Raw genomic sequence first — 24,428 nt, 5'->3', positions numbered from 1 at the left:
TTGTGATTCAGGAGAGAGTGTGTTGAACATGGGGCATAAGCCCGTGCCCAGTCTCTGTGGGGCTGTTCAACCAAAGGAGGTTCCAATGGCAGGACAATTGGATCATGAGGTTACGCTTGAAGCACAGACCGCTTCTGTCGTGAAGGAAATAGCAGAAGCAGCCAGTCTCAAGGCTGGTCGTTTGCTGGTTATCGGGGTAAGCACCAGTGAGGTGGTTGGAAGCAGGATTGGCACGGCGGGAGCGCTCGATGTAGCGCAGCAATTGCTGGCTGGAGTGGAATCCGTTAGCAGGGCGTATGGTTTTGACGTGGCATTTCAATGCTGCGAGCATTTGAACCGTGCGCTAGTCGTTGAGCGAGCCGTGCTGGAGCGGCTGGGACTGACGGAGGTTGCCGCCGTTCCCGTTCGTACGGCAGGCGGATCTATGGCTACCGTCGCCTATCGTGCGCTGGAAGATGCATGTCTGGCGGCGAATGTACAGGCACATGCGGGGATAGACATTGGTGAGACGCTGATCGGTATGCATTTGCAACCGATTGCTGTTCCGTTTCGTCCAGGCCTTCGCTGGATTGGCGAAGCGCGTGTGACGGCGGCGTTCACTCGTCCCCCGCTCATCGGAGGACAACGAGCGGTGTATAGTCTGGAGCAAGAAGCCGGCGGAAGCTGTGACTAGCATTTGCAATTTGGTTTGGACAGCATGTTTGTATCTTTTTTGTATTGATGATGAGGTACCCAACAGAGGAGCAGGCGCTTGCCTGTATACCTGACAATTGACCATGGAGAGGGAGTAATCAATCATGATGGAACATTTGCGTAAAAGTGACCCGGCAGTGCTGGAAGCAATGGGACTTGAACTGAAACGACAACGCCACAATATCGAGCTGATCGCATCCGAAAATATCGTCAGCGAAGCGGTAATGGAAGCAATGGGCTCTGTACTGACAAATAAATATGCTGAAGGCTATCCGGGTAAACGCTATTACGGTGGCTGTGAGCATGTAGATATCGTTGAGGACATTGCACGCGACCGTGCCAAAGAACTGTTCGGTGCAGAGCATGCTAACGTACAAGCTCACTCTGGAGCGCAAGCGAACATGGCAGTATATCTGGCAGCTCTTAAACCTGGAGATACCGTACTGGGTATGAACCTAGCGCACGGCGGCCATCTTACACATGGAAGCCCGGTTAACGCCTCCGGCTTGTTGTATAACTTTGCCGCTTACGGTGTACGTGAAGACAACTTCCGCATCGACTATGATGAAGTGCGCAAGGCAGCCTTCAAGCATCGCCCTCGTCTGATTGTAGCCGGCGCGAGCGCATATCCGCGCACCATTGATTTTGAAGCCTTCGCTTCCATTGCCAACGATGTGGGCGCTCTGTTCATGGTCGATATGGCACATATCGCGGGTCTTGTGGCAGCGGGTATTCATCCAAGCCCGGTTCCGCATGCTCAATTTGTAACAACAACGACACACAAAACGCTGCGTGGTCCGCGTGGAGGTCTGATTTTGACTCGCAAAGCGTGGGCGCAAGCGATTGATAAAGCTATTTTCCCAGGTACTCAAGGGGGGCCGTTGATGCATGTGATCGCATCCAAAGCCGTTGCCTTGGGTGAAGCGCTCCAGCCTTCCTTCAAAACCTATGCACAAAACGTAGTTCGCAACGCTCAGGTGCTGGCTGAGACATTGCTGGCTGAAGGCATTAACATTGTATCCGGTGGTACGGATAATCACCTGATGCTGCTGGACACGCGTAGCTTGAACATCACTGGAAAAGAAGCGGAGCATGTGCTGGATTCCGTGGGCATTACAGTGAACAAAAACGCGATTCCTTTCGACCCGACCAGTCCGTTCGTTACCAGCGGAATCCGCATTGGTACACCTGCTGCAACGTCCCGTGGTATGGATGAAGAGGCTATGGTCAAAATCGGTAAAATCATTGCCGAAACTCTTAAAAATCCGAAGGATGATACGGTATTGTCCAAAGCCAGCCAAGCTGTTGGCGAACTGACAGACAAATTCCCGATCTACCCAAGTATTCAATACTAATCAATCGGCTTGTTCATGCTCCCCCTCAGCCTCAGGTTGTCAGCCTTGGTATCCGGGGGGGGGCCATGACTACACATATGATGTGACTGATAAGGCTGTTTTTCTTCCGTAAGCCGGAGGGGGAACAGCCTTTTTTTGATTTCTAGCGATTCTGCCTGTTTCTGGCGATATCCTGGTCCTTTAAAGTATTTGAGTTGAATTTGGCGCTGACAAAGGGTGGACCCTTCAAGTCGACGGAGTCTGTTGCGTTTGGACATATATAATGAAGCGTTTACAAATAACCGTCTTGGATTGGGTACTGCCAAAGCCATTATTTTCTTTGTCATCGTTGCAATCATTACCAGCATCCAGGTGTGTCTGACGAAGAAAAAGGAGGTCGAAATGTAATGGGAAAAACAAGCGACAATTTGGCTCATTTCGCTTCGTGGCCGATGACCTTCCATTTTGAGAACTACGCGAATGCCTGGAATAAAATAAAACAGCGACAAGATATGGAGTTGGAACTTTCAACGTTTCCCTAAGGGACTGAATCAGGATCTGAGTAGTAGCATGCAGGCCTATATTGCGGGAGTCATTACGAAGGATGAAATGCTCCAGCAATTTCAGGAGGCATGGGACAATTTGAAGTACAGATAAAAGACTGATGCTGTATTAGGACACAAAGCCTGTAGGTTAGGCAGGAAGTCCAAAATTCAAAAGGCTCTGACGGTCAAGTGCCGTCAGAGCCTTTTTTATGCACTTTTTGTATGACAAAAGTCACTCTTGAAGTGGCGAAGTATGCATTTTACCTGTCATATCTTCCTCTTGACAAAAGGTTGCGGTGGCAGGTGTTAAATCAATCAAGGGAATGTTATAATAAACAGGATTTACAGGCACGCATTGCATCTGTGCTTATTTGGTTTGTACAAATAGGTTACATAGATCCTTTCCATACAGGATGTTCGATATTCTGGTGCGAAAGAACGTGACGATAATACCGGAGGGAATATATCATGGCAAAACTGGTGGTTTGTGATCACCCTTTGATCCAACACAAACTTACATTTATCCGCGATGTGCGGACCAACACCAAGGATTTCCGCGAACTGGTGGATGAAGTAGCAACATTGATGGCTTATGAAATTACGCGGGATATCCCGCTGGAGAGCATTACGGTGCAGACACCGGTTGCTGAGACAGAAGGCAAGGTTATTTCCGGTCGCATGCTGGGTCTCATTCCAATCTTGCGTGCAGGCTTGGGGATGCTGGATGGCGTTGTCAAACTGCTGCCGGCAGCAAAGGTAGGGCATGTGGGACTGTTCCGTGATCCCGAGACATTGCAGCCTGTGGAATACTATACGAAGTTGCCTACAGACGTGACTGAGCGTGAATTGATCGTGATTGATCCGATGCTTGCAACGGGCGGCTCGGCGATCGCGGCTATTGATGTGTTGAAAAAGAGAGGCTGTACCCAAATTAAGATGATGAATTTGATTGCCGCTCCTGAGGGAGTCAAGGCCGTTCAGGATGCCCATCCTGATGTAGATATTTATGTTGCTGCACTGGACGAGCGTCTGGATGATCACGGCTACATTATTCCGGGTCTTGGTGATGCGGGAGACCGTCTGTACGGAACCAAGTAAAGGGCCTCTGGTTCGGCATAATATATGGGCGTTACGGACAAGTCGTTTTTCATAGGAGAACGGTCTTGGAACCGGACGTTTATCTTGAAAAGGGGTTCAACAGAAAATGTCCAAAATCAAAGTGATGACTATTTTTGGCGTGCGTCCGGAAGCGATTAAGATGGCTCCTCTTATTTTGGAGCTTCAACGTCACCCCGAGCATATCGAGTCCTTAGTATGCGTAACGGCTCAACATCGCCAAATGCTCGATCAGGTTCTGGAAGTGTTTAATATCCACCCTGACTATGATCTGGATGTGATGAAGGATCGTCAGACGCTTAATGAAATTTCCATTCGTGTACTTCAAGGATTGGAACCTGTGTTACGTGAGGCAAAGCCTGATATCGTGCTCGTTCACGGGGATACGCTGACGACTTTCCTGGCCAGCTATGCGGCCTTTATGCAACAGATCGAAGTAGGGCATGTGGAAGCGGGCTTGCGGACGTGGAACAAGCTTTCTCCGTACCCTGAGGAAATGAACCGTCAACTGACAGGAGTGCTGTCTGATCTTCATTTTTCTCCTACATCTTTATCTGCTGGGAATTTGCGGAAGGAAAATAAACCTGAATCGCGAATATATGTAACAGGCAATACCGTGACTGACGTATTTCAGTATACGGTTCGCCAGGATTACGAGCATCCGGTGCTGGAATGGGCTGAAGGCAAACGCCTGATTCTGATGACGGCACACCGCCGGGAGTCCCAGGGCGAACCACATCGCCAAATTTTTAGTGCGGTCAAACGGATCGCAGACGAGTTTGAGGATATCGCTATCGTGTATCCAGTTCATCCGAGTCCGGCTGTGAAGGAGCCTGCATTTGAGATTTTAGGCAACCATCCGCGTATTAAGCTGATTGATCCGCTGGATGTGGTGGATTTACACAACTTTTATCCGCACACTCATCTCATACTTACTGATTCGGGTGGTCTTCAGGAGGAAGCACCTTCATTCGGCGTGCCTGTACTGGTACTGCGTGATACGACTGAAAGACCGGAAGGAATTGAAGCTGGCACACTGGAACTGGTGGGTACGAGTGAAGAGAACGTCTACAATCGGACCAAGGCTCTTTTGACGGATTCTGCATTATATGAGTCTATGAGTCAGGCAGCAAACCCTTATGGCGATGGACGAGCTTCGGTAAGAATTGTCAATGCTATTTTGCACCATTATGGTGTTCAATCCGAACGTCCTGAAGAATTTCACACAATGTTCACAAAAGGTGTCCGCACCACATAATCATCCTTACAGGGTAAGCATACAGTTAAACTGTACGGTTACCAAGGGGTACGGCATTTTAGGATGCTTTGTCGACTGATTTTATACTTTAGGGCACTAAAATATCTCAATTGACAAAGCATCTTATATTTAAGTAAAATGGACTGGAATTGCAGGGGTGACATGGAAAAGTGGTCAAACCTTCCAAGCAAAACAACAACCGAAATAACACCGGAAATGCCTTCAAGGCAATTGGACTGGTGAGCGCTATCGGCATTGATTTGGCCGTGTGCACACTGGGTGGTTTTTATGCCGGAAAGTGGCTAGACACCAAACTTGGTGGTTCCGGAATTTGGATTGGCGTAAGCGTTCTCGCAGGCTTGGTTGTAGGCGCATTGAGTATTGCCCTTGTGATCGGAAAGGTATTGAGGGATAACCATGAGTGAGATGACCCGAATGCAAAAAATGTTATGGATCGTAGCGCTTTGTATTATGGCTCTGTGTTTCCTGGTCTCCGCCTTCATGCCCCAACATCGTGACATTGCTCACGGAATCATTCTGGGAACGGGAGTAAGCTGTCTTAATGTGCTGTATATGGCCTACAAAATTCGACAGGTTGCGAGTGCGGCCGCCGGTGAAGGCAAGAAGAAAAGGGTGGGCATCGGCTTTGGAGTTCGTGTAGCGACCTCTATTTTGGCGGTAGTGCTGGCGATAGAATTTCCGGCCTATTTCCATGAGATCGCTGTAATGGCAAGCCTGGTAACTGGACAGTTTCTTCTTTTAATTATAGGCATCATATTCGCGCTACAGGAAAAATGATGGCTCAACTGAGAAAGGGGTGAGAAAACATGTTGCATGAATCACCGATTATCCAATTGGGCGGGTTCAACATTGACTTGTCCATCATTATTATGCTTATAGTAACCTGTGCTATTGTGTTTGGACTGGCTTTTGCCGCAACACGCAATTTGTCTGTAGACAATCCTGGCAAGCTGCAAAACTTTATGGAATGGGTTGTAGAATTCGTTCAAGGGCTTATATCCAGTACGATGGATTTGAAGAAAGGGAAGCCATTCCTATCATTGGGGATGACGCTGATCATGTTCATTTTCGTCGGGAATATGCTTGGTTTGCCGTTCGGAATCGTGACTGAATTCGATAATGTACAAAGCGCACAAGTATTTGGGCATGAAATCGTTCCAGTCAAGGAAGCATTGGAGCAAGCACAGGCGGCTCATCCGGGCGAACCTGCCCACGTGGGTGTCAACTGGTGGAAATCACCTACCGCAGATGCAGGGGTATCCATTGGTCTGGCATTGATGATCTTTGTGCTGGTTCATTTCCTGGGAATCTTCCGTAACACCAAAGCTTATTTCAAGCATTACATTCAGCCATTCCCTTTCTTTTTGCCAATTAACCTGATTGAGCAGTTCTCGAAACTTTTGACACATGGTATGCGTCTATTCGGTAATATCTTTGCCGGCGAGGTTTTGATTAGTGTGCTGCTGAAATTGACAGCAATTGGTGTTGGAGGGTGGATTGCCTCCGTACTGGGGCTGGTTGTATGGCAAGGATTCAGTATCTTTGTCGGCAGTATTCAGGCGTTCGTCTTTACCATTTTGACGTTCGTGTATATTTCACAGGCAATTGATACGCACGAAGAAGAGCATTAGGTCATTTCAGTTTCCGGTTTTTAGTTAAGTTCAGGAGTGCGCTTCGCTCTTAACTGCAAATACATGTACAACACAAATACACATCTCTAAGGAGGATTTTTAAAATGGGAGCTTGGGCATTAATAGCAGCAGCTATCGCAGTAGGTTTGGGTGCGCTCGGCGCAGGTATTGGTAACGGTCTGATCGTAAGTAAAACAGTTGAAGGTATCGCTCGTCAGCCAGAAGCAAAAGCTTCATTGCAAACTGTCATGTTTATCGGTGTAGGTCTGGTCGAAGCACTGCCAATCATCGGTGTCGTCCTGGCATTCATTTTCTACGCAGCAGCTTAATTGAATGGAAGCAAGGTTTGGCGGGGAAGGCACAGCCATCCGCGCCTTCTTTGTTCGTTTGAGATATGAAAGATCTAGGACTGACGTTCACCGGAAAGGAGTGACTTCAATTGCATTTTAATTGGACAAGTATCGTTTTTACTGTAATTGCATTTTTGATCTTGTACTGGTTGCTGACCCGTTATGCATTCGGCCCCCTCTTTTCAGTTATGGAGAAGCGGCGTGAGCTTGTTTTGAAGCAAATGAATGAAGCGGCACAGACGCGTGAACAGGCTGCTGCTTATGTTGAGGAGCAAAAGCAGGCTCTCCAACAGGCACGCAAAGAAGCCTACGATATTATTGAGCAGTCGAAACAAACAGGTAGCAAGCAAGCGGAGCAAATTATCGTTCAGGCTAAGGACGAAGCTGTCCGCCTGAAAGACGAAGCTGTTCGTGAGATCACAAGCGAGCGCAATAAGGCAGTTGCCGAGCTGCGCAGCGAAGTGGGCCGTGCTTCGGTACAAATCGCTTCCAAGCTGATTCAAAAAGAAATCAAGGAAGACCAAGTCCAGGGAGAGCTTGTCGACCAGTACCTTAAAGAGGTAGGAGGCAAAGCATGAGCCGGGATACGGTAGTTGCCAAACGGTATGCGAAAGCTTTGTTTGAAGTGGCGGAGCAAGAGCAAACCATTATGGAGACCGAGCAAGAGCTGCGTGCTTTTGTAGAAGCTGTCTCTGGGGATGCTGAAATCCGTAAGTTCATCAACTCTCCTAACATTACGGAAGCGGTCAAGCTTCAGGTTCTGGCTAACAGTTTTGAGAGCAAGCTGTCTGCCCCACTGATCAACACGATTAAGCTGTTGATCCAGCGTAGCAGAGCGGATTTGTTTGAATCTCTTCTCGCCGGATACCTCGATATTCAGGAGTACAAGCTGGGACTTGCCCATGCAAAGGTGTATTCCACTTATGCGCTCAGTGAGCAGGAAAAAACAGCGGTAGCCGAGCAATTCGGAGCCCGTGAACATAAAACAATCCGTGTGGAAAACATAGTGGACCCGAGTCTGCTGGGCGGATTGAAAGTGGTTATCGGCGATACGCTGTACGACGGTAGTCTGGCCGGCAAGCTGGATCGTCTTGAGAAATCCTTTAACAGACGAGTATAGAAGATAGGGGTGAACACACTTGAGTATCAAACCTGAAGAAATCAGTTCATTGATTAAAAGTCAGATTGAACAATATAAAAATGATATTGAGGTCGTTGAAGTCGGCACTGTTGTTGAAGTCGGCGACGGTATTGCCCGCGTCTACGGACTGGAAAAAGTCATGTCCGGTGAATTGGTTGAATTCGAAAACGGCGTTTTGGGCTTGGCGCTCAATGTGGAAGAAAGCAATGTCGGTGTTGTTATTCTCGGTCAATTCTCCGATATCCGTGAAGGCGGTCAAGTGAAACGTACAGGTCAGATCATGCAGGTTCCTGTAGGGGAAGCATTGATCGGACGTGTTGTTAATCCGCTGGGACAACCAGTTGACGGTAAAGGCCCGATTGCTACAACGGAATTCCGTCCGGTAGAAAGCCAAGCTCCAGGCGTTATGGCCCGTAAATCGGTACATGAGCCAATGCAAACGGGGATTAAAGCTATTGATGCGATGGTTCCGATTGGTCGCGGTCAACGCGAGCTGATCATCGGTGACCGTCAAACAGGTAAAACCTCTATTGCGATTGACGCGATTTTGAATCAAAAAGGCAGCGGCATGAAATGTATTTATGTTGCCATCGGCCAAAAGCAATCTACGGTAGCTCAAGTCGTTGAAACCTTGCGTCGTCATGGTGCTTTGGAATATACGATTGTCGTTACAGCGGCAGCTTCCGACCCATCACCATTGCTCTATATCGCACCTTACTCTGGCTGCGCTATGGGTGAGTACTTTATGTACAAAGGCGAGCACGTATTGGTTGTATACGATGACTTGACCAAACAAGCGTCAGCTTACCGGGAACTTTCCCTGTTGCTGCGTCGTCCACCGGGCCGTGAGGCATACCCAGGAGACGTTTTCTATCTGCATTCCCGCTTGCTGGAACGTGCAGCGAAGCTGAATGACGAGTTAGGCGGCGGATCGCTAACTGCGTTGCCATTCATTGAAACACAGGCTTCCGACGTATCTGCCTATATTCCAACGAACGTTATTTCCATCACAGACGGACAAATCTTCCTCGAAGCTGACTTGTTCTATGCAGGACAACGTCCGGCGATTAACGTAGGTATTTCTGTATCCCGTGTAGGTGGTTCGGCTCAGATCAAAGCGATGAAAAAGGTTGCAGGTTCCCTGCGTCTGGATCTCGCCCAATATCGTGAGCTTCAAGCGTTCTCCCAATTCGGTTCCGATTTGGACAAGTCCACCAAAGCTCGTCTGGATCGCGGCGCGCGTATGATGGAGATTTTGAAACAGGGTGTTAACCAGCCTCTGGCTGTAGAGCAACAGGTTGTGAGCTTGTACACTGCGGTAAAAGGCTTCCTGGATGATATTCCTGTAGCAGACGTGAAACGTTTTGAGAAAGACTTCCTTTCTTATATAGAGTCTGATCATCAAGATATTCTTCAATCTATTCGTGATACAAAAGACTTGGTTCCTGATAACGATGCGGCTCTCAAAGCAGCTATCGAGAAATTCAAAAAATCATTTGCCACGTCGGTTTAATACATTGGAATTTGCCAGTTTATGACGAGAAGTGTCCTAAGGAAGCGTGCCCTCCGGGCTGTGGCTTCCTTGGCATGTTTTATACTCAATAACAGGCCCTTTATGATTAGTCCGGCTGGACTGTCCTTCATCATGGACGGCCGGATATCCAGAACCGGTTTACGAAGTTAGCTTTGACTTTGTCAAAGCTAAGTGAATGCTTACGAAGTAGCTTTGGCTTTGCCAAAGCTTGAAGGTGGTGAAATCATGGCAAAAGGTATGCGCGAGATTAAACGTCAGATCAAAAGTGTGCAGAGTACGAAGCAGATTACGAAAGCGATGGAGATGGTAGCTGCATCCAAGCTTAGAAAAGCTCAGGAGAAGGCTGAGGCGGCTCGTCCTTATTCGGAAAAGCTTAGGGAAGTTGTGACCAGTATTGCTGCGGGGTCAAACAACGTTAAGCACCCGATGCTGGAATCGCGTCCGGTCAAAAAGACGGCATATCTCATCATTACATCTGATCGTGGTCTGGCTGGTGGTTATAATGCCAACATTTTGCGGCAGGTTACACAGACAATTGCGGAACGTCACCGTTCACAGGATGAGTTTACAATTTTCATTATTGGACGAAAAGGACGGGACTATTTCAGACGCCGCGAGTTTCCTATTGCCGAGTCGGTAACAGATCTGTCGGATACACCTGCTTTTGCAGATATCAAGACGATTGCCAACAAAGCTGTGCAGGGTTTTGAGCTCAAAGAATTTGATGAGCTGTATCTATGCTATAACCGCTTTGTTAATGCATTGACTCAGATTCCAACCGTTGACCGTCTGTTGCCTATGGCGACGCCGGATTCCGCTGCTGCTGCATCCTCGATTAACTATGAGTATGAGCCGTCACCGGAAGGAGTGCTGGAAGTGCTGTTGCCGCGATACGCGGAAACACTCATCTACGGTGCTTTGCTGAACGGTAAGGCGAGTGAACTGGGAGCAAAAATGACAGCAATGGGATCTGCCACTAAAAATGCTACGAAGCTGATTGGTGAGCTGTCGCTGACCTATAACCGTGCTCGTCAAGCGGCTATTACCCAGGAAATTACGGAAATCGTGGCAGGGGCAAGTGCCCAGTCTTAATGGTTTTTTTTGCGGACTGCTGTATAGCTGGTCCTATACTAATATGATAATTTGCGGGCGCAAAACAAATCGTGTAGTTCGGATTTGCGGCTGTGCAAGCTTGTAGGAGGGAAACCAAAAGATGAACAAAGGACGCGTAGTGAGCATCATGGGTCCGGTTGTCGACGTTGAGTTTGAACGCGGACAGCTTCCGGAAATCCTGAATGCCATTCATATTGGGACTGTGCTGGAGAACGGAGTCAAAGTTGACCTGACGCTCGAAGCATCGAAACACCTTGGTGACAACCGTGTGCGTTGTATTGCCATGTCTTCCACAGATGGTCTGGTTCGTGGAGTTGAAGCAATCGATCAGGGAGCACCTATTTCGGTACCTGTCGGTGAAGCAACTCTGGGACGCGTATTTAACGTACTTGGAACGCCAATTGATAATGGTACTGATTTGAGTGAAGCAGCTAGAAATCCGATTCACCGTCAGGCTCCTGCCTTCGATGAATTGACAACTCAAGCAGAAATGCTCGAAACCGGCATTAAAGTTATCGACCTGCTGGCTCCGTACGCCAAAGGCGGTAAAGTCGGATTGTTTGGTGGTGCCGGTGTAGGTAAGACCGTAACCATCCAGGAATTGATTAACAATATCGCTCAGGAACATGGTGGTATTTCCGTATTCGCAGGCGTTGGTGAACGTACGCGTGAGGGAAATGACTTGTACCATGAAATGAGAGATTCCGGCGTTATCAATAAAACAGCGATGGTGTTCGGACAAATGAACGAGCCTCCAGGCGCACGTTTGCGTGTTGCCCTTACCGGTCTGACGATGGCGGAGTATTTCCGTGATCAAGAAGGCCGTGACGTGTTGCTCTTTATTGATAACATCTTCCGCTTTACCCAAGCGGGTTCTGAGGTTTCCGCCCTGTTGGGACGTATGCCTTCGGCAGTAGGTTACCAGCCTACACTGGCAACTGAGATGGGTCAATTGCAAGAACGGATCACTTCTACTAAAAAGGGTTCTGTTACTTCCATTCAGGCCATCTATGTGCCTGCGGATGACTACACTGACCCGGCTCCTGCTACAACGTTTGCCCACTTGGATGCAACGACAAACCTGGAGCGCAAAATTTCCGAAATGGGTATTTACCCGGCGGTTGATCCACTAGCATCAAGCTCCCGGATTTTGGCTCCAGAAGTTGTAGGTGAAGAGCACTACAATGTAGCACAAGGCGTAAAACAAATTTTGGCCCGCTATAACGAGCTTCAGGATATCATTGCCATCCTGGGTATGGACGAGCTGAGTGAAGAAGACAAAATGCTGGTAGCCCGTGCGCGCAAAATCCAGCGTTTCCTGTCCCAACCTTTCCACGTTGCCGAAACGTTCAACGGCTTCCCGGGTAAATATGTACCGGTTAAAGAAACTGTACGAAGCTTCAAAGAAATTCTGGAAGGCAAGTATGATCATCTTCCAGAAGCGGCCTTCCTTTTTGTAGGGGCCATCGAGGAAGCGGTAGAAAAAGCCAAAACGCTGTAGCATACAGGCGAAGAATAGCCGAGCCTTACGAAGTGAGCTGTCTGCGGGCAGCTTTCAGGAGGGATTCAAGTGAGCACATATTTGTTGGAGATTGTGACGCCGGAGCGCCTGGTCTTTGCAGAACAGGTAAACAGCATCAGTGTTCGCGGCTCGGAAGGCGATCTCGGGATTTTACCCGGACACCTTCCCTTGGTCACTCCCTTGAAGATTGCGCCGGTACGTATTAAAACTGGCGGTCAGACAGAAGTGATTGCGGTCAATGGGGGCTTTGTCGAAGTCCGCAAGGATAAAGTGGTCATTTTGGCTGAAAGTGCGGAGCGTTCCGAGAATATTGATGTGGAGCGTGCCCGTGCGGCAAGGGAGCGGGCAGAGCTGCGGCTCCAGAGCAAACAGGAGAAAGTAGACCATCATCGGGCGGAGGTAGCCCTGCAACGGGCACTTAATCGTCTGAATGCAACGAGCATCAGAACCAATAAGAATTAACATTGGGTTTTTAACTGGATTGTAAAAGGGTTCGGCATGGTATACGGATGGGATGACAAGGAGACCGCTTCATAGTTTCTGCCAAATGATGTTCCGGCAGAAGAAGATGAGGTAGACTTTTCCTTCCTTCGATCACTGTGATCGAGCCCTTTTTTTGATATTATTTCCAAAAAATACTGTCCCATTTCTTGCTTAATAGCTAGGTACATAGTACCTTTTAAATTCACGAAACAGAAGGAAATGTTCGTATTTTGTCGAAATAATTGTCCTGAAAGTAGAAATAGCACTGGCATATTAGGCGTTCGCCGAGTATTATAAAGAAGTCTGTGACGCAGATGGGAGGGATTACGGATGAACGGGAAGCAGCAATTGGCTGAACAGTTAAGTCAATCGGCGAGTATGACCGCGCTGGTCTCCATGATCGTGTCGCTCATTTGTATAGCGCTAGCTTGGTGGGCTTTACAGAGCTTAAAGCTGGATTTATTCATCAGGCATCCTAAGGGGCCACAGGGCAGATTGCTGCACTTGTTTCTTGCCATTATGTTGGGACAGCTGGTGTCCGGCTTTCTTTTAAGCTATATCTCATGGAGCCAGATGCTTTAGAATGTGTTTTAATATGAAGTGGGCGGGTTATATGACTTTATGGCCCTGTATCTGCGGGAATTGTCGAATAACATCGCGCCATATTGTTAACAATGGTAAACAAAAGAACTATACGTGTATAGCTGGCCCGACAGGCTGGAAACACAATAGTCGTCATGTTTAAAAAACGCTTGTATACTTGATTTAATCAGTGTTATGATGGCAGTTAGTGTATTAGTAAAATCTTGTTTTTTTATGTAATGAAAAAGCAAGGCATGAAAATAGCGGAATATGTTCTTTTTTTCCATGATGGAAAAGGGAAATGACGCGCGGAGGGAACCATAGATGAGCAAATTTATCGTCCGCGGTGGCAACAGATTGACCGGGAGTGTCAAAGTCAGCGGAGCCAAAAACTCAGTTCTGCCGATCATCGCCGCATCTCTTTTAGGAGAAGAAGGAGAAAGTGTTATCATTGATGCACCTCCTCTAGACGATGTGATGACCATTAGCAAAGTGCTGGAGTCCTTAGGAGCAGGCGTTACATACCAAGACGAGGTCATTCGTGTTGACGCACGGAAGATAATTTCCTGTGAAGCCCCTTACGAGTGGGTTAGGAAAATGCGCGCATCGTTTTTGGTTATGGGGCCGTTGCTTACACGTTTGGGACACACAAGAATTTCGCTTCCAGGCGGATGTGCAATTGGTACGCGACCGATTGATCAGCATTTGAAGGGTTTTGAAGCATTGGGTGCCGAGATTAGTCTGGGCCAAGGGTTTATTGAAGCTAAAATTAACGGGCGTCTGCGTGGAGCCAAAGTTTATTTGGATGTAGCCAGCGTAGGTGCGACCGAAAATATTATGATGGCCGCTACTCTTGCGGAGGGCATTACCACCATTGAAAATGCTGCGAAGGAACCTGAGATCGTCGATCTTGCGAATTTCCTGAACGGTATGGGTGCCAAGGTGCGCGGTGCAGGTACAGGCGTTATTCGCATTGAAGGCGTTGAAAAGCTGCACGGTGTGAAGCATACGGTCATTCCCGACCGGGTAGAAGCAGGTACTTACATGGTTGCTGCTGCGATCACAGGCGGGAACGTATATGTAGAAGGCGCGATATCGGACCATTTGGGACCGGTTATCTCCAAGATGGAAGAAATGGGTGTAATCATTCAACCGGATGAAAATGGAATTCGCGTGATTTCGGATAAACCGTTAAAGGCCGTTGATGTTAAAACGTTGCCTTATCCTGGTTTCCCTACGGATATGCAGTCCCAGATGATGGCACTTCAACTTGCCGCTGAAGGCACCAGCATTATCACGGAAACCGTGTTTGAAAATCGTTTTATGCATGTGGATGAATTTCATCTGATGAATGCGGAGATTAAAGTTGAAGGCCGTTCCGCAATTGTAACCGGCAATGCTAAATTGACAGGTGCAAAAGTGACCTCGACAGATCTGCGTGCAGGTGCTGCTTTGATTCTGACTGGACTGATTGCGGAAGGTACAACGGAGGTATCCGGCGTACATCACATCGACCGTGGTTATGTTCATCTGGCCGAGAAGCTGACCGGGTTAGGCGCGGACATTTACAGAGTAACGGTAGAAGAGCCCAAGCTGGATGTCTCCAGTGCTGAGCGCGTCATACCAGAACCGGCATCAGGGAATCTGTTTAAGATCCAGCCTTCCCTGGCCTAAGCTTTAGTGTATATAGCCTCATGCGGCTACATGCTGTAACATTTACGAACAAGTGAGAAACCAAGTCCATAAAGGGCTTGGTTTTTTTATGTTTTCAGCCTGTCTTTTTCATTCTTTCAGTTCTCTTAAAAGGGTTCTATCAAAGTGGACGACCTCATATGATTGAAAGTATCTGCTGGAGCATATCACTGCTTCCAGCCGGACTCAAGCCCTTTGATGGAGGTTTCAGCTTATGAAAGATTCACAGGTTCGTATTCGTATACCGATTCATCATTCCAAGGAACATCGCCGGGCTTCACCTGAGGGAGACAGTCACGGCTCTATAGCTGTTGTACAGGCAGGGCGTCCTGTGCCACAGCAGATCGTTCCGCCGGGCGCGTCAGCTCCTGACAGAGTGACCTTCACCGCCCGGCGTACGGCGGCGGCGGTCACTCCCGCGCAGCGCCCTATCCCCGCGTCGCCGCCCGTCTCTGGGGCAGATACGACCCGCGGCAGCCTGCCGCCCGCGCTGCTGCCGCATCTGCGGCCTTCTGCTGGGCGTGTCCCGCGCTGGGGCAGCCGCCGCCCATGGCTGCCCGCCGCGGCTATGGCGGGCCTGCTGACGCTAGCGCTCGCCGTGCCCACACTGCTGGCATGGCCTAGCCACACGGCGCAGCCGTTGCCGCCTAGCAACCGCACGGCCACGTCTGCGGTTGCGAAGGGCGAGGCGCCTGTTACACGCCTGCCGGGCGTCCCGCCCATTCCTGCGGTGCCCGCCGCGCCAGCGCGCAGTGTACCAGCGGCGGCAGAGCCGGACGTGCGCGTGTACGTCACGTCCACCGGTCGCACGGAGACGCTGCCGCTAGAGCAATACATTGTCGGCGTAGTAGCAGCCGAAATGCCGCCCAGCTTCGAGGGCGAGGCGCTGAAGGCGCAGGCTATTGCCGCGCGTACCTTCATTGCCCGGCGTTTGCTGGCTGATGACACCAGCGGCGCTCCGGCGGGGGCGGATGTGACCGATACGGTTAAGCACCAGGCCTACATTTCCAAAGCCAAACTTAATAGAGAGTGGGGGCATTCTGGCAAATCCGCAGAACTGGCCAAAATCCGGCAGGCTGTACGCGACACCAAGGATACGATCATGGTATATGAGGGTAAACCGATTACCGCTTCCTTTTTTTCTACCAGTAACGGTTATACTGAAAATTCAGAGGATGTATGGGCCAAGGCTGTGCCTTATTTACGGAGTGTGTCAAGTCCATGGGACAAGCAGCTTGCGCCCCGTTATACAGAAACCATCACGCTGAGCCGTCAGAATGTGCTTGATAGATTGGGATTGAGCCGTACGGCGATAGCCGCTTCTACTGGAGGAGGGAGTATACCGGAAATTCGGGTACTTTCCAAGACAAAGGGGCATCGGATCAAGCAGATCGAGGTAGGAGGCACTATTTTTACAGGACCGGAAATCCGAAACAAGCTGGGGCTGCGTTCTGCTGAATTTACGTGGAAGGCCGAAGGAGATCAGATCGCCATTACAACCTACGGCTACGGACATGGTGTCGGTATGAGCCAATGGGGAGCTAACGGAATGGCCAAGGAAGGACATACAGCCACTCAAATTCTCCTTCACTATTACACGGGCGTTTCCTTTGCCCAAGCCTCTCGTATTCTAAGTTAGTAAATTTTTCAAAACTTTGAAGTATAAAAGAGTTGCACCCGGTAACACTGGTTACTGAGGTGATGAGCAAATGAGTGAACAAAATAAAAACCAGAACCAAAATCATGAAGAAACACCCAAAACCTTTCAGGGTGGAAGGGCTTCACGGCCGTCTTCGTGGAAAAAGCTGTTGTCCAAAAGGTGGGCATACCCGGCAGCCTACATTGCCGCAGCAGCCATTATACTAACTTTAGTGTGGGTCTATCAGGATGCCAACCAGAAGTCTTTCAAACCTGACCCAGCTAATTCATCGGTACAGAATACATCAACGGTCAATACCGATGTCACCGGACAACAGCCTGAAAGTATGGAAGTCGTTGCCCAGTCGGAAAATCTCGCATGGCCGGTGGCGGATGCTGCCGCAGTACAGGTCGTAAAGCCATTCTTTGACGAAAACGCGACAGCTGACGAACAGGCGGCTGCGATGGTAGAGTACGATAGAACCTTTACCGCCAACACTGGCATTGATCTTTCTCGCGCCGATGATCAAACGTTCGAAGTGAGAGCCGCCCTCAGTGGTAAGGTGACCCGTGTGGAACAACACCCGCTGGCAGGCAATGTTGTGGAAATTACGCATGATAACAATCTCAGAACCGTTTACCAAAGCTTGAACGATCTGAAAGTAAAAGAAGGCGATCAAGTAAAACAGAACGATGTCATCGCTTCGGCGGGTCGTAATGAACTTGAAAAGGATTTGAAAACACATCTGCATTTTGAAGTGTATCAGGATGCCAAGCCAGTGAATCCAACCGGTCTGCTTCCTAAAAAATAAATTCGGCATAGCTTTTCATGCAAAGCGGGGGATCATCATCCCTCGCTTTTTCTTGTGCTTTTGTAGTTCATTGGGTAAACATAAGTTGCTTTTGCCAAATAAATAGGCCTTCCGAAGCATGTCTTCCCGCCATACCGCGAATATATAGGCATACTCCTCATATAATGTACCAAACTATCCACAGTGGGGAGGCGGGAGCGTGCACGATTACATCAAGGAACGGACCATCAAAATCGGTCGCTGTATCGTGGAAACAAGGAATACGGTCCGTACGATTGCCAAGGAATTTGGTGTCTCCAAGAGCACGGTGCATAAAGATCTGACCGAACGGCTGCCTGAAATCAACCCAGACCTTGCAGATCAGGTGAAGCACATTCTCGAATACCATAAATCCATTCGTCATCTGCGGGGAGGGGAAGCGACGAAAATCAAGTACAAAAAAACGAGCGGAAAAAGAAGGGAGATCCTCGTTTCAGGCAAGTCTTAAAAATATATAGTGAATTGGCTGGCAAAGCCATTGAATCAACCCCCTGAAGTATGATATGTTAAAAGATGGTACAAGATCGAAAAATGACATGTAACCGTAGGTTTATACATATATTTGCCGCTTCTTGTCGAATCTTAGCTTTTTAAAATATCACTTTGGGGGCCTTTTTAATATGTTCAGTAATGATATCGGTATCGACCTCGGTACGGCCAACGTGCTTATCCACGTCAAAGGGAAGGGGGTTGTTCTTGACGAACCTTCCGTTGTTGCAATAGAAAGCGATACAAAAAGAGTTCTGGCTGTCGGAGAGGAAGCACGCCGTATGGTTGGACGTACTCCCGGTAATATCATAGCCATCCGTCCACTGCGCGATGGTGTCATCGCCGATTTTGAAGTGACTGAAGCCATGCTAAAATATTTTATCAATCGTGTAGGGGGAAAAAGCTGGTATAGCCACCCTCGTATTCTGATCTGTGCGCCGACGAACATTACCTCAGTGGAACAAAAAGCGATTCGTGAAGCGGCGGAGCGTAGCGGGGCTAAAGAAGTATTTTTGGAGGAAGAGCCAAAAGCAGCTGCCATCGGGGCAGGAATGGATATTTTTGAGCCTAGTGGCAACATGGTTGTGGATATTGGTGGTGGAACAACAGACGTTGCGGTTCTCTCTATGGGGGATGTAGTAACGGCTTCTTCCATTAAAATGGCAGGAGACAAGTTTGATTCCGCCATCATGAAATATGTGAAAACAAAGTACAAGCTTTTGATCGGGGAACGTACGGCGGAAGATATTAAAATCGCCATCGGCACCGTGCATCCGAGCGGACGACAGGCAGAGATGGACATTCGGGGACGAGATATGGTATCCGGGTTGCCTAAAACGTTAAGTATTTCTGCGGCTGAAGTGCAGGATGCGCTCAGAGATCCTGTGTCAGCGATTGTTGCTGCGGCCAAGTTTGTATTGGAGCAGACCCCACCGGAACTGTCAGCCGACATTATTGACCGCGGTGTTATTTTGACAGGCGGCGGCGCGTTGCTGAGCGGATTGGACGAGCTGCTTGCCGAGGAACTGCGTGTTCCGGTGCTGGTTGCTGAAGATCCGATGCATTGTGTCGTTAAGGGCACAGGAATTATGCTGGATAATTTGGATCATGTCGTTAAGAAAAAGTTCTAATCTGCCGATAGTGATTATAAAAGACTCGTATACGGTCAGGCAGGCTATCTAGGTTTTGGCTTCCATGCCTCCGTACGAGCAGATGTTTGACCAGGAGAGTACAGGATTGGGGTGCACGATACATGTTGAGAGGTTTATATACTGCGGCCGCCGGAATGACAACGCAACAACGACGCCATGACACTGTGACGCAAAATATTGCCAATATGAACACAACGGGATACAAGCAGGAAAATAGTGTTCAGCGTTCTTTTCCCGAAATGCTTATTTCGATGACCGGGGGCAATCCAAATAACCCGGACCGTACGGTCGGCAAGCTCAATACTGGCGTTTTTGCTGAGGAAAGCCTCTCCCCTTACATTCAGGGGGCATTGAAGGATAGCGGACAAGCTACGGATTTCGCGATACAGTCCAATATTAACGTGAATGACCCGGCAACCGGTCGGCCAATGGCTTTTGATCGGGCGGGGAAATTCATCAATGCTAACGGTGAAGTCACCTATCGTCCGGAAGCGTTTTTTACGGTTCAAGACAGCAACGGTAATGTACGCTACACACGTGATGGGCATTTTCAGGTAAATGGAACGGGTGCGTTGCTCTCGTCGACTGGTTCAGCAGTGCTGGATACGAATGGTAAGCCGATTCAATTGACGGGGGCTGTTTCAGCGCTTAAAGTAAATGAGCGGGGCGAATTGGTGGACAAAGCCTCCAATCAGACGTTGGGAACGACGCTCGGAATCAGTGTCATTGACCGTCCATACCAGCTCGTTCGTGAAGGTAACGGGAATTTTCGTCTGAATGATACAGACGGTGCTACGGCCAGAACGATGACTGCAAATGATGTGGTATCTGTCCGTCAAGGCTATCTGGAAGTATCTAATGTGGACGCTTCGCAGTCGATGGTGGATATGATGGCTGCGTTAAGAGCGTATGAAGCGAATCAGAAGGTCATTCAATTTTATGATAAAAGCTTGGACAAGGCCGTTAATGAAGTAGGCCGTGTATAACAGGGGGTAAGTGATGAACAACTCCATGATCGGCGCAATGGTATCTATGGCCAGTGTGCAGCAGCGCTTGGATTTGATTGCCGATAATATCGCCAATGTCAATACGGTTGGTTATAAGAGTAAACAGGGTTCTTTTGAAGATGTGCTGGCCAATGTGCAGCAGCAGCCTTCGACGTATCTCCAAAATGGACGGGCTATGCCGCTCGGCTATAATTTGGGCTACGGTGTGAAATTAGCTTCGGCTATGAAAAATATGGAGCAGGGACCGCTTAAAGAGACGGGGCTTCCTACCGATCTGGCAATCCAGGGCAATGCCATGTTCGAAGTTCAGGGAAATGGACAGAAGGCTTGGACGCGTGACGGCAGCTTTCATTTTGTTCCAGATCCGAATGACGGCAAAACGATGTTCCTGACAACTGCTGAAGGCTATCAAGTGCTGGATAACAATGATGTTCCTGTAACTGCTCCGTCTGGCTCCAAGGTAGCGATTAACCCGGACGGTGAATTGCTCATTCGCCCAGACGGAACGGGAAATCCAATAGTTGGTCAGCGGATCAAGCTGATGGATGTGCAACGTCCAGAAGGATTGGAACAGCGGGACGATAACCTGTTCGTGTTAGCATATGGTGTGACAGAAGCGAATGTATTTGGTGCAGCAGGTGTAGCGGGCGCTGTTCCAGCGGACGTATCTGTACGTTCCGGCTATTTGGAACAGTCTAATGTGGATTTAGCGGGTGAAATGACGGACATGATGCAAGTTCAGCGAATGTATCAATTGGCGGCACGGGCGCTGACTTCTAGCGATACAATGTTGAACCTGGCTAACAATCTGAGGGCATAGGGATTTGGTGATGAAAGAAGAACAACCCGATTCTCGTCCGGTGCCTGAAAAGGCGAAGTCTCGCTGGAGTACTGCCCGTTATTTCGTAATCCCGTTGCTGTTCCTATTCTCGCTGCTGGGTGGTTTGATTGCAGGATATGTGATCGTAGGCAAGCAAGGGCTGGCAGGCGTATTTGAATGGAAAACCTGGCAGCATGTCATTGATCTTATATTTGCGCCTTAGTTTACTTTAAAAATAGTGGGGCAGGGAGAAGGTCGCTCCGCGAATGATTTGATCTTACGATCGCTGTTGCAACCGGATTTTCTTATTTTATAAGTTATTCAGATGTGAAAATCCCGTTGAAAAGGCGAACGCTTACGCTTCTCCAGATTCAAATCCTTCGCTCCGCTGGCTACCCGCAATCGACCCCACTCTTGTTAAGGTAAACCACTCGCAATTTGTGTTGGGTAGCATATAAAAACAACAAAACCCTGTGCCAAGCGGCGCAGGGTTTTGTTATGCCCAAACGTAACTGGCCCAACGCAGCACGTCGTTGGAGGGCCAATGAAGGCCATCGCATGGGCCTTCGGTGTTGTTCCGCCCTTCACGCCAAGCGAGTATTATTGAAGCGAGGCTTTCTTTTTTTGAGCCAAAAGTAACTTGGCGGAGGGGATGGAATCGTTCTGAAGAAGCGTCAGCGTTCGCCTTTAACCCCGGATTTTACCCTTTAAATTTTCTGTACAATGAAAAAATCCGGGGTTAACAGCGATCGGAAGAATGATCCATCCCCGTAGCCTCCTCCCCCTTGACTCAAATTGAAGCTCCGCTTCACCCCATAATAGGAGCACCCAATATGGTACTTCCGCGTAATTTTCTTTTTACATCTGATAACTGTATAATGATGGGGAAGTTTAAACACTGCGGGGTAAGACCAAGCACGGGCAAAAGGGCCTCTTCGCGCCTCTGGTTGCATAACCGGCGGAAAAAGCCCCTTATCTCAACCTTCACTTCTGCAGTAGGTGAAGGATATCTAACATTGTTACCGCTTTGAACTGTTATTATGCAGCGCAGGCGGGGTAATATTATGCTTGCAGCGGCTCTATTTTGTTAAGGGCCTGAACCCTGCAAGCGGGAGGAGTTATTAAAGTAAATGGACAAATTGCAATTGGATGTTAATCAAATTCAGGAGATTATCCCGCATCGGCCGCCGTTTTTGTTGGTGGACCGCATTATTGAGCTGGAGGAAGGGAAAAGAGCAGTAGGTATTAAAAATGTAACGATGAATGAGCCTCATTTCATTGGACACTTTCCTGGTTATCCGGTTATGCCGGGTGTGCTGATTACTGAAGCCTTGGCTCAGGTAGGGGCATTCGCACTGCTGCATCTGGAAAGCAATCGCGGCAAAATTGGTTTCTTGGCAGGGCTGGATGGCTTCCGTTTTCGCGGACAGGTGGTTCCTGGGGATACGCTGACGCTTGAAGTGGAAATAACCCGTTCCAAAGGAGCATTCGGCAAAGGGAAGGCTACGGCTAAGGTAGGCGATACAGTAGTAGCTGAGGGCGAGATTATGTTTGCATTGTCCGATCCTCCCCAATAAGCAAGCTCTGCTGACATAAGCACGACGTCTGAACCGAGTGGATGTGTACATAGAAATCCTGTTTTGACCAACCAAAAACGGAGAGGGGAAATTGGCATGACGCAGTTGAGTAAAAAAGCATTGGAAAGCATTGAGAGCTGGCTGCATGACCCTTATATTGATGAAGAGACCAAACAGGAGTTGCGCGCATTGGAAGGCAACGAGCAGGAGTTGGAGGATCGCTTTTACAAAGAGCTGGAATTCGGTACAGGTGGTCTGCGCGGAGTGATCGGGGCGGGCAGCAACCGGATGAATCGTTACGTCATTGGACGTGCGACTCAGGGACTGGCTCGTTATATTTTGGAGCAGCATGCGGGGAAAGAAGGGAAGCCTTCGGTTGTAATCGCGCATGACTCGCGTCATTTCTCGCCAGAGTTTGCTTTGGATGCGGCTTTGGTGCTGGCAGGCAACGGCATCGTTGCCAAGCTATTCCCGTCCTTGCGTCCAACGCCACAGCTTTCTTTTAGCGTACGACATTTGGGAGCCAGTGGCGGGATTGTCGTAACAGCAAGCCATAACCCTCCTGAATATAATGGATACAAGGTATACAACGATGAAGGTGGTCAGCTTGTTCCCGATCAGGCCGAGCAGGTAATTGGTTATATCCATGAGGTTCCTTCTTTTGCTGATATTCACCGTCTGACACGTGAAGAAGCAGAGGCACAGGGCCTGCTGGTTTGGCTTGGAGAGCAAGAAGATGAAGCGTTTGTGGATACGGTAGCCAGTGTGAGTGTTAATCGTGAGCTGATTGCAGCTGGACCGGGCAAAAACTTCAAGGTTGTGTTTACACCTCTTCATGGCTCAGGCAACGTACCGATTCGCCATGTGTTGGAGAAAATCGGTTTCGAGCAGGTGCATATTGTGCCTGAACAAGAACAGCCAGATGCTGAATTTTCCACTGTCAAATCTCCAAACCCGGAAGAACGCGATGCCTTCAAGCTGGCGATTGCGCTGGGTGAAAAGATTGGTGCGGACTTGTTGATCGGTACAGACCCGGATGCAGATCGCATGGGAGCGGTTGTGAAAAACCGTGACGGCGAGTATGTAGTATTGTCCGGTAATCAGTCTGGCGCGATCATGGTCTACTACTTGTTGAACCAGCTAAAAGAAACGGGTAAGCTTCCAAGTAACGGAGCGGTCATTAAAACCATCGTAACGAGTGAAATGGGCGCAGTGATTGCTGAGCATTTTGGAGCAACCGTATTTAACACGCTTACGGGCTTCAAGTACATTGGTGAGAAAATGAATCAGTTTGACCAAACAGGCGATTATACCTACCTGTTTGGCTATGAGGAGAGCTACGGATATTTGGCAGGTAATTATGCCCGTGACAAGGATGCGGTCTTGGCGGCTATGCTGATCGCTGAAGCGGCTGCTTATTACAGTACCCAAGGCAAGACGCTGTATGATGTTTTAGAGGAGCTGTACGAGCAGTTTGGTTACTTTCTGGAAAAGCTGGAGTCCCGCACACTCAAGGGCAAGGATGGAGTGGCGCAGATTCAAGGCAAAATGACGGATTGGCGTACTACCCCGCCTCTGGAAATTGCAGGCGTGAAGGTGGAAAAAGTGCTGGATTACTCACAGGGGTTGGACGGACTTCCGCAAGAGAATGTGCTTAAGTTCTTACTGGAAGACGGTTCGTGGTTCTGCTTGCGTCCTTCCGGTACCGAGCCGAAGATTAAAGTATACTTTGCCGTACGAGGTTCCTCTCTGGCGGATGCTGAGCGAAGAATCAGCCGTCTGGTGGAAGCTGTTATGGCACGCGTAGACGCTTGAGCTAAATCCATTTATAATAGAATAGGGTTAAGGTAATTGGATACGAACTAAGAAATCGGTGACCT

26 protein-coding genes and 1 pseudogene are annotated in these 24,428 nt (G+C 48.8%); all 27 read left to right on the top strand.

Going from position 1 to position 24,428, the window contains the following annotated elements:
• Nucleotides 1–85: 85 nt before the first annotated feature.
• The 27 genes and pseudogenes from QMK20_RS24115 to QMK20_RS23985 all read left to right on the top strand — a co-directional run bounded on the left by QMK20_RS24115 (nt 86) and on the right by QMK20_RS23985 (nt 24,363).
• Nucleotides 86–673, top strand: a complete 588-nt coding sequence (locus QMK20_RS24115) for a TIGR01440 family protein (RefSeq protein ID WP_283653584.1) — start codon at nt 86–88, stop codon at nt 671–673.
• A gap of 124 nt (nt 674–797) precedes the next feature.
• Nucleotides 798–2,048: a serine hydroxymethyltransferase gene (locus QMK20_RS24110; RefSeq protein ID WP_044646218.1), complete on the top strand. Its 1,251-nt coding sequence runs from the start codon at nt 798–800 to the stop codon at nt 2,046–2,048.
• Nucleotides 2,049–2,200: 152 nt separating this feature from the next.
• Nucleotides 2,201–2,435, top strand: a pseudogene (locus QMK20_RS24105) (sugar ABC transporter permease); the annotation flags it as partial.
• The gene (locus QMK20_RS24100; protein ID WP_283653583.1) at nt 2,435–2,569 is read left to right on the top strand and encodes a hypothetical protein; all 135 of its coding nucleotides are present in this window, start codon (nt 2,435–2,437) and stop codon (nt 2,567–2,569) included. The pseudogene QMK20_RS24105 and the gene QMK20_RS24100, both read left to right, overlap by 1 nt.
• A 471-nt stretch (nt 2,570–3,040) precedes the next feature.
• The gene (gene upp / locus QMK20_RS24095) at nt 3,041–3,670 is read left to right on the top strand and encodes a uracil phosphoribosyltransferase (protein ID WP_013312332.1); all 630 of its coding nucleotides are present in this window, start codon (nt 3,041–3,043) and stop codon (nt 3,668–3,670) included.
• Between the two features lie 106 nt (nt 3,671–3,776).
• Nucleotides 3,777–4,946 (top strand): non-hydrolyzing UDP-N-acetylglucosamine 2-epimerase, encoded by a 1,170-nt coding sequence (gene wecB / locus QMK20_RS24090; protein ID WP_283653582.1) that lies wholly within the window; start codon nt 3,777–3,779, stop codon nt 4,944–4,946.
• 170 nt (nt 4,947–5,116) lie between these two features.
• The gene (locus QMK20_RS24085) at nt 5,117–5,371 is read left to right on the top strand and encodes an AtpZ/AtpI family protein (protein WP_283653581.1); all 255 of its coding nucleotides are present in this window, start codon (nt 5,117–5,119) and stop codon (nt 5,369–5,371) included.
• On the top strand, nt 5,364–5,744 hold the full coding sequence (locus tag QMK20_RS24080; RefSeq protein ID WP_044646220.1) for an ATP synthase subunit I: 381 nt from the start codon (nt 5,364–5,366) through the stop codon (nt 5,742–5,744). Before QMK20_RS24085 ends, QMK20_RS24080 begins: the two co-directional genes overlap by 8 nt.
• A gap of 29 nt (nt 5,745–5,773) precedes the next feature.
• Nucleotides 5,774–6,598 (top strand): F0F1 ATP synthase subunit A, encoded by an 825-nt coding sequence (gene atpB, locus QMK20_RS24075; RefSeq protein WP_283653580.1) that lies wholly within the window; start codon nt 5,774–5,776, stop codon nt 6,596–6,598.
• Between the two features lie 104 nt (nt 6,599–6,702).
• Nucleotides 6,703–6,927, top strand: coding sequence for a F0F1 ATP synthase subunit C (atpE, locus tag QMK20_RS24070; protein ID WP_014278475.1), 225 nt, complete (start codon nt 6,703–6,705; stop codon nt 6,925–6,927).
• A 110-nt stretch (nt 6,928–7,037) separates the two neighbouring features.
• Nucleotides 7,038–7,526 carry a F0F1 ATP synthase subunit B gene (gene atpF / locus QMK20_RS24065; protein WP_283653579.1) on the top strand — a complete coding sequence of 163 codons (489 nt, stop codon included), beginning with the start codon at nt 7,038–7,040 and terminating at the stop codon, nt 7,524–7,526.
• Entirely contained in the window at nt 7,523–8,068 is a 546-nt protein-coding gene (locus tag QMK20_RS24060) for a F0F1 ATP synthase subunit delta (RefSeq protein WP_044646223.1), read from the top strand. The genes atpF and QMK20_RS24060 overlap by 4 nt, the downstream gene beginning before the upstream one ends.
• 19 nt (nt 8,069–8,087) lie before the next feature.
• Complete coding sequence (gene atpA, locus QMK20_RS24055) at nt 8,088–9,602, top strand: F0F1 ATP synthase subunit alpha (RefSeq protein WP_283653578.1); 1,515 nt, start codon at nt 8,088–8,090, stop codon at nt 9,600–9,602.
• 246 nt (nt 9,603–9,848) lie between these two features.
• The gene (gene atpG / locus QMK20_RS24050) at nt 9,849–10,715 is read left to right on the top strand and encodes an ATP synthase F1 subunit gamma (protein ID WP_044646224.1); all 867 of its coding nucleotides are present in this window, start codon (nt 9,849–9,851) and stop codon (nt 10,713–10,715) included.
• Nucleotides 10,716–10,836: 121 nt separating this feature from the next.
• Nucleotides 10,837–12,237: a F0F1 ATP synthase subunit beta gene (atpD, locus tag QMK20_RS24045; RefSeq protein WP_014278469.1), complete on the top strand. Its 1,401-nt coding sequence runs from the start codon at nt 10,837–10,839 to the stop codon at nt 12,235–12,237.
• Nucleotides 12,238–12,306: 69 nt separating this feature from the next.
• Nucleotides 12,307–12,720, top strand: a complete 414-nt coding sequence (locus QMK20_RS24040) for a F0F1 ATP synthase subunit epsilon (RefSeq protein ID WP_283653577.1) — start codon at nt 12,307–12,309, stop codon at nt 12,718–12,720.
• Between the two features lie 351 nt (nt 12,721–13,071).
• Entirely contained in the window at nt 13,072–13,323 is a 252-nt protein-coding gene (locus tag QMK20_RS24035) for a DUF1146 family protein (RefSeq protein ID WP_044646227.1), read from the top strand.
• Between the two features lie 324 nt (nt 13,324–13,647).
• Nucleotides 13,648–14,997, top strand: coding sequence for a UDP-N-acetylglucosamine 1-carboxyvinyltransferase (murA, locus tag QMK20_RS24030; RefSeq protein ID WP_283653576.1), 1,350 nt, complete (start codon nt 13,648–13,650; stop codon nt 14,995–14,997).
• 232 nt (nt 14,998–15,229) lie between these two features.
• The gene (spoIID, locus tag QMK20_RS24025) at nt 15,230–16,654 is read left to right on the top strand and encodes a stage II sporulation protein D (RefSeq protein WP_283653575.1); all 1,425 of its coding nucleotides are present in this window, start codon (nt 15,230–15,232) and stop codon (nt 16,652–16,654) included.
• A gap of 70 nt (nt 16,655–16,724) precedes the next feature.
• A complete protein-coding gene (gene spoIIQ / locus QMK20_RS24020) occupies nt 16,725–17,465 on the top strand; it encodes a stage II sporulation protein SpoIIQ (protein WP_283653574.1) in 741 nt (246 codons plus the stop codon).
• A gap of 199 nt (nt 17,466–17,664) precedes the next feature.
• Nucleotides 17,665–17,952: a sporulation transcriptional regulator SpoIIID gene (gene spoIIID, locus QMK20_RS24015; protein WP_007432737.1), complete on the top strand. Its 288-nt coding sequence runs from the start codon at nt 17,665–17,667 to the stop codon at nt 17,950–17,952.
• Between the two features lie 172 nt (nt 17,953–18,124).
• On the top strand, nt 18,125–19,123 hold the full coding sequence (gene mreB, locus QMK20_RS24010; protein ID WP_044646231.1) for a rod shape-determining protein: 999 nt from the start codon (nt 18,125–18,127) through the stop codon (nt 19,121–19,123).
• A 122-nt stretch (nt 19,124–19,245) separates the two neighbouring features.
• Nucleotides 19,246–20,130 carry a flagellar hook-basal body protein gene (locus tag QMK20_RS24005; RefSeq protein WP_283653573.1) on the top strand — a complete coding sequence of 295 codons (885 nt, stop codon included), beginning with the start codon at nt 19,246–19,248 and terminating at the stop codon, nt 20,128–20,130.
• A gap of 13 nt (nt 20,131–20,143) precedes the next feature.
• A complete protein-coding gene (locus QMK20_RS24000) occupies nt 20,144–20,971 on the top strand; it encodes a flagellar hook-basal body protein (protein WP_283653572.1) in 828 nt (275 codons plus the stop codon).
• Nucleotides 20,972–20,981: 10 nt separating this feature from the next.
• Nucleotides 20,982–21,194, top strand: a complete 213-nt coding sequence (locus QMK20_RS23995) for a DNA-directed RNA polymerase subunit beta (RefSeq protein WP_283653571.1) — start codon at nt 20,982–20,984, stop codon at nt 21,192–21,194.
• Between the two features lie 907 nt (nt 21,195–22,101).
• Complete coding sequence (gene fabZ / locus QMK20_RS23990; protein WP_283653570.1) at nt 22,102–22,548, top strand: 3-hydroxyacyl-ACP dehydratase FabZ; 447 nt, start codon at nt 22,102–22,104, stop codon at nt 22,546–22,548.
• Between the two features lie 96 nt (nt 22,549–22,644).
• Nucleotides 22,645–24,363, top strand: a complete 1,719-nt coding sequence (locus tag QMK20_RS23985; RefSeq protein ID WP_283653569.1) for a phospho-sugar mutase — start codon at nt 22,645–22,647, stop codon at nt 24,361–24,363.
• Nucleotides 24,364–24,428 lie beyond the last annotated feature (65 nt).

Source organism: Paenibacillus sp. RC334 (assembly GCF_030034735.1).
GTDB classification, from domain to species: Bacteria; Bacillota; Bacilli; order Paenibacillales; family Paenibacillaceae; genus Paenibacillus; species Paenibacillus terrae_A.
Note: the sequence above shows the minus strand (reverse complement) of the source record. Positions and strands in the feature narration are given on the sequence as shown.